General features: G+C 40.9%; 6 protein-coding genes and 1 pseudogene. 1 reads left to right on the top strand and 6 read right to left on the bottom strand.

Translation table 11 applies throughout. From position 1 onward, the window contains the following. Nucleotides 1-277: 277 nt before the first annotated feature. The 6 genes and pseudogenes from AC075L_RS08115 to AC075L_RS08090 all read right to left on the bottom strand — a co-directional run bounded on the left by AC075L_RS08115 (nt 278) and on the right by AC075L_RS08090 (nt 5,196). Nucleotides 278-1,733, bottom strand: a pseudogene (locus tag AC075L_RS08115) (aminoacyl-histidine dipeptidase). Between the two features lie 898 nt (nt 1,734-2,631). Further along, the gene (locus AC075L_RS08110) at nt 2,632-2,913 is read right to left on the bottom strand and encodes a hypothetical protein (protein ID WP_476387518.1); all 282 of its coding nucleotides are present in this window, start codon (nt 2,911-2,913) and stop codon (nt 2,632-2,634) included. A 27-nt stretch (nt 2,914-2,940) separates the two neighbouring features. After that, nucleotides 2,941-3,573, bottom strand: a complete 633-nt coding sequence (locus AC075L_RS08105) for a hypothetical protein (RefSeq protein ID WP_008702979.1) — start codon at nt 3,571-3,573, stop codon at nt 2,941-2,943. 58 nt (nt 3,574-3,631) lie between these two features. Then, the gene (coaD, locus tag AC075L_RS08100; RefSeq protein WP_008702978.1) at nt 3,632-4,126 is read right to left on the bottom strand and encodes a pantetheine-phosphate adenylyltransferase; all 495 of its coding nucleotides are present in this window, start codon (nt 4,124-4,126) and stop codon (nt 3,632-3,634) included. 126 nt (nt 4,127-4,252) lie between these two features. Next, on the bottom strand, nt 4,253-4,804 hold the full coding sequence (rsmD, locus tag AC075L_RS08095) for a 16S rRNA (guanine(966)-N(2))-methyltransferase RsmD (RefSeq protein ID WP_020993877.1): 552 nt from the start codon (nt 4,802-4,804) through the stop codon (nt 4,253-4,255). After that, nucleotides 4,801-5,196, bottom strand: coding sequence for a methylglyoxal synthase (locus AC075L_RS08090; protein ID WP_008702973.1), 396 nt, complete (start codon nt 5,194-5,196; stop codon nt 4,801-4,803). Before AC075L_RS08090 ends, rsmD begins: the two co-directional genes overlap by 4 nt. A gap of 289 nt (nt 5,197-5,485) precedes the next feature. On the opposite strand from AC075L_RS08090, the gene AC075L_RS08085 reads away from it, so the two are divergent. Beyond that, nucleotides 5,486-5,591 (top strand): small, acid-soluble spore protein, alpha/beta type (locus AC075L_RS08085; RefSeq protein ID WP_476387519.1); only part of this gene is annotated, 106 nt, incomplete at its 3' end.

The following is a 5,591-nucleotide window of genomic DNA, read 5'->3' as shown; positions in this document are numbered from 1 at the left end:
TGATTCGAATCTCACTTCCAGCTCTCTCACAGCCAGTTCATACGGGCACAAAATGCTTCTCCATAACTGTATTTCCATTTTCACTCGCTCCTTGCATTTCATACATTTTGTTATTATAGCATAGATTTTGAAAAATATCTCGCTAATATGAATAGTTTCTGTTTTTTTTAGAAATGCCTAGTTCCGCATTCTGATACAGTATATGCAAAGCACCGGACATATAGAACATTCAAAAAAGCACCCCTGCCGCCAAAGCGCAACAGGGATGCTTCCAACATCACTCTTTAAGAGCCTCCAGAACTTTCACCAGATACTTCCAGACTCTCTCTGTAGAAGAAATACTAAGCACCTCTTCAGACGTATGAATATCCTTCATATCAGGTCCCAGAGACACACAGTCAAGTCCTTCCATCTTCTTATAGAAAAGTCCACACTCAAGTCCTGCATGGATTGCCACCACATTCGGTTTCTGTCCATACATTTCCTCATATACTTCCACCATCTTATCACGAAGCGGTGAATCCTTGCGATACTCCCACGCAGGATAAACGCCCTGTCTCTCATACTCTCCGCCAAGGAACTCCGTCAGATAGGCAATCTTGTCAGAAAAGGGAATCTCTGGCTGTCTCCACAGAACTTCTGATACTGGAGCTTCCCATTACCTCATTCTCAGAAGTCTTCAGAATACCGATATTCGTAGAAGTCTCTACCAGTCCTTTGATCGTTCCGCTCATTTTCTGAACACCATAAGGTACATTTACAAGGAAGAAAATTACTTTTTCTTTACTTGTGGGATGAAGAACCCTTACTTCCTGTTTTCCCTCATCTTCAACAGTTACTGTGATACCCTCATCAGTTCCTGCATACTCTTCTCTCCATGCTCCCTGCACAGAAGCCGCATATTCTCTGACAGCATCTGCATTTTCTTCAAGAACAAGGATTTCTGCTGCAGACTCCCTTGTAATGGCATTATCTTTCTGTCCGCCCTGCACACTGATCAGTTCAAAATCTGTTTTCTCATCCAGACCATGGAGAAATTTTCCGAGAAGAGAATTTGCGTTTGCACGATTCTTGTCAATCTCAGCTCCGGAATGACCGCCCATCAATCCGCTGATCTTAACTGTCAGCTTCTCTCCCTCTGCATCCAGTCTTGTCACTGGAATATGGCTGACTCCGGAAAGTCCGCCTGCACAGCTGATCCAGAGGCTTCCTTCTGCTTCAGAATCCAGATTGATAAATCTTCTTCCTTTTAATACACTGCCAGTCAAATCCAACTGCACCCAGAAGACCGATTTCCTCATCTACAGTAATAAACACTTCAAGCGGCGGATGAGCAATGTTATCGCTTGCGCAGAATGTGCAAGACCATAAGCAACAGCAATTCCGTCATCACCACCAAGGGTTGTTCCGTTTGCAGATACATAGTCACCTTCTACAGAAAGATTTAATCCGTCTTTTGTAAAATCATGCTCTACATCCGGACGTTTCTCACATACCATATCCATATGTCCCTGAATGATCACTACAGGAGCATTCTCGTATCCCGCTGTGCCCGGTTTATAAATAACCACATTATTCATCTCATCCTGAACATATTTCAGATCATGATTCTTTGCAAACTGAACCAGATAGTCGCTGATCTGCTTTGTATTTCCTGAGCCATGAGGAATTTTGCATATCTCCTCAAAATAATGGAACACTCTTTTGGGTTCACAATTCTCTAAAACTGCCATAATTATATTACCTCCAAAAATCACACATTTGTCTTATAATATACCATTGTTTTCCCGATATACGACAAATTTTCCAGATATATTTTACCCAAATACTATAGCATTTATTTTCATTCTGCGCCATATAAATTTTATAAAGAATGGCAAACAATTGCAAAGAGGTTGTTGTATGTCAAAAAACACCATAACTCCACCCGTGGTATTTGTTTTCTTCTTGTCTTTCTTCTGCTGCATCCTGCCGAAAGTCTGTCCTGTGCCAGAGCCGGAATGACTCTGTGGCTGAATACATTAATCCCAACGCTTCTCCCATTTATTATTCACACAGGAATGCTTACACATACCGGTCATATACGGAAACTTCTCCTGCCATTTGAATCATTCTTTCATATTTTTCCGGGTGTCAGCATCTGGGGTGGTTATGTTTTCGTTCTCGGAATGCTGTGTGGTTATCCTCTGGGAGCCAAACTTGCCTCTGATCTGTATGGATTACATAAAATCAGCAAAAAAGAAGCTCTTTATCTCACTACCTTCTGCAACAATCCAAGCCCTGCCTTTATCATTACCTATCTCTGTAAGTCCTGTCTTAAGGATACAGTACCTGCCGGCATGGTCTTTGCGAGTATTTTTTCAGCAAATCTGATATGTATGCTGTTCTTTCGTTTTTTTGTGTACCAAAATGCCACCATCTCAGATTCCCCAGGATTTTCACCCGAGATTTCTTCTCGAAAAAATATACTTGATTTTTCTATAATGAACGGTTTTGAAACCATTACACGTCTCGGAGGATATATTCTATTGTTCTCCATTCTGGCAGGATGTATCAGATATTATGCGCCTTTTCCACTTCTCTATCAATACCTGCTGCTCGGATTTACAGAGATCACTTCCGGACTTTCTCTTATTTCAGTTTCCGGACTGCCATACATGACTCGTATACTTTTGTCCGCTGCAGCCACCGCATCCGGCGGTCTGTGCATCCTCTGCTCAGACAAAAGGTGTTCTCCACCATGACCTCAGCATTCTGCCTTATTTTATTTCCAAGTGTATCTGTACATTCCTTACAGCAGGTATTCTTTACTGTCTGATTTCCTATCTGTGAAAATAAATTCTTTCCGGGAACTGTCATCATTTCATTATACAAAATCAGGGCAGGAAATTTTCCTGCCCCTTGTTTTCTCATCTTCTATATTTAATAACTGATTTATTTTTAGTTCTCTCCCAGATCATCTAACAGATCGTCATCATCATCTTTCGCTCCGTCATTATCATGATAAGAGCCTGTAATTGCTGCAGCCTGTGCTGTCTGAGGTGCAAGTTCCTGACGATTGTGGTTTACAACATCAAGACAGCTCTGCAGGGAATCAATAAATGTTTTGTATTTCACACCTGCATCCTCTAATGTTGTATTAAGCACACTGCCAATATTGGCCATCATATCATCTGTATAGGTGATCGCGCTGAGACGAATGCTGTTTGCATCCTGTGTTGCAGAATCCAGAATCTCCTGTGCCTGTTTGTTAGCTGCATTGATCGTATCATTTGCCTGTGCATATGCTTTCTGCATAATCTCATGCTGTGTTACCAGTTCCTGTGCTCTTGCCTGCGCATCTGCGATCAGTGCATCTGCCTTAGTCTGAGCATCCTCAAGGATAGCGTCCTTATTGTTAATGATCTTCTGATAACGTTTAATCTCATCCGGAGTTTTCAGGCGGAGTTCTCTCAGAAGTTCCTCAATTTCTTCTTTATTTACCACAATCTTAGTAGTTGACAGTGGCTGGAATTTACAGCTGTCCACATATTCCTCAATCTCACCGATAATCTGTTCAATTCTGCTGCTCATAGTATATACACTCCTTATTTTCTATTTCTGTTACTGTACGCTCTATGTGAACAATAACTTATTTGTTGTCTGCTGTAAGACGAATCTTCTCAATAACTGCATCCGTTATCTCGGCCGGTGCAAACTTACTCAGGTCGCCTCCAAAATGTGCAACTTCCTTCAATATTGTAGAACTCAGGTATGCATATTCCAGACTTGTAGTCAGAAATACAGTATCTACATCCGGTGCAAGTACACGATTGGTCTGAGCCATCTGGAGCTCATACTCAAAATCTGTAACTGCACGAAGTCCACGTATGATCACCTGAGCGTGATTCTCTCTGGCAAAATTCACAGACAATCCCTCAAATGGTTTTACCTCGACATTAGGAACGTCCCGAGTCGCCTTTTCTAATATATTAACACGTTCCTGCACAGAAAACAACGGACTTTTTGAAGAATTATGTAAAACGCCCACTATCACTTTGTCAAAAGAAACTGCTGCTCTCCGGATCACATCAAGATGTCCATAGGTAGCCGGATCAAAGCTGCCGGGATATACTGCTATTTTCATTTATTTTTACTCTCTCTTTCCTCTGGCACATACACATATGCATAACAACACGAATGCTGCCTGCAGGCAGCAATCTTATGATAATTTCAGGAAGCAATGTATTCATTCTGAAATTATTATAGTTAATTATGCACGTTCTAAAAATACATGCTTATTTGTTTTATACTCTTTCGAACGCAGCTGCCTGTAACCGAGAGATTCCACATAACTGAAATCCGTCTGAAGATCCGCTTCCACAATAATAAGTGTATTCTTATCTGCAACTGTGCTGTCTTTCAGATATTCCAGCACCTGTCTTTCCAGTTCATTATTATATGGGGGATCCATAAAAATAATGTCAAAAACACCTTTTCCCTCAAGGGAACGCAATGCCTGCAACACGTCCATGTTCAGCAGTTTACCATCTTCTGCCAGTTTTGTAAATGCAAGATTTTCTCTGATGCATGCAGCAGCTTTTGGATTCTTCTCCACAAACACTGCATAAGAAGCTCCTCTGCTCAGAGCTTCGATTCCGATCCCGCCACTTCCGGAAAAAAGATCCAGGAAACGGCATTCCAAAAGCTCCGGCTGAAGTATATTAAATAATGTTTCTTTGATTCTGTCAGTAGTAGGTCTTGTGTCTATCCCCGGAATTGTTTTCAAATTAAGCCTTCTGGCTTTACCTGCGATCACTCTCATTTCAGATTCAGTCTCCAATCCAGGTCTCCTCTTGCAAGCCCTAAAATAAGAAGTTCTGCTGTGGCAATATTTGTCGCTACAGGAATATTGTACTGGTCGCATCTTCTCACGATGCTTGTGATATCCGGTTCTTTAGGATCAATCATGACCGGATTGTAGAACAGAATGACCATATCAAGATCCTGACGCTCTACCATCTCCATAAACTGCTTGTCTCCACCAATACTGCCGGCAAGGAATTTATGCACATGAAGGCTTGTCGCTTCTTCTATTCTCCGTCCGGTTGTACCTGTGGCATAGACCTCATGTTTGGCAAGTATATTCTTATAAGCGATGCAGAAATCTTCTATCAGTACTTTTTTACTGTTATGTGCGATTATACCTAAGTTCATAGTTTCTCCTCTCCGTTTCTCCTATTTATTTTGCGGATTTTATCTTTTATCCACAATCCTAACTGTAATTATAACAAAGCACTAAATAAAACGCAATTAAAACTTAAAAAATATACATAATTCATAATTTATTAATATTTTTCTTACAGTCATCATGCAAGTTTTCCTGTTTCCATGCTCTTCCTGTCCATGCGAAAACTTCCAGTGTATTATTTCTGCATCTTCATATACTAGCATTGCAACACAAAAACACTTTCAAAAGAAAACAACAACCAAGGAGGAAATTGATATGTCAAACACAAAATCTTCTAACCAGACAGCTGTACCGGAAGCAAAAGGTGCGTTAGACCGTTTCAAATTCGAGGTTGCAAATGAATTAGGCGTACCGCTTACAG

It is taken from the genome of Blautia sp. ZXY-1-B12 (assembly GCF_056339915.1).
The sequence above is the reverse complement of the archived record's forward strand: the minus strand, read 5'-3'. Positions and strand labels throughout refer to the sequence as shown.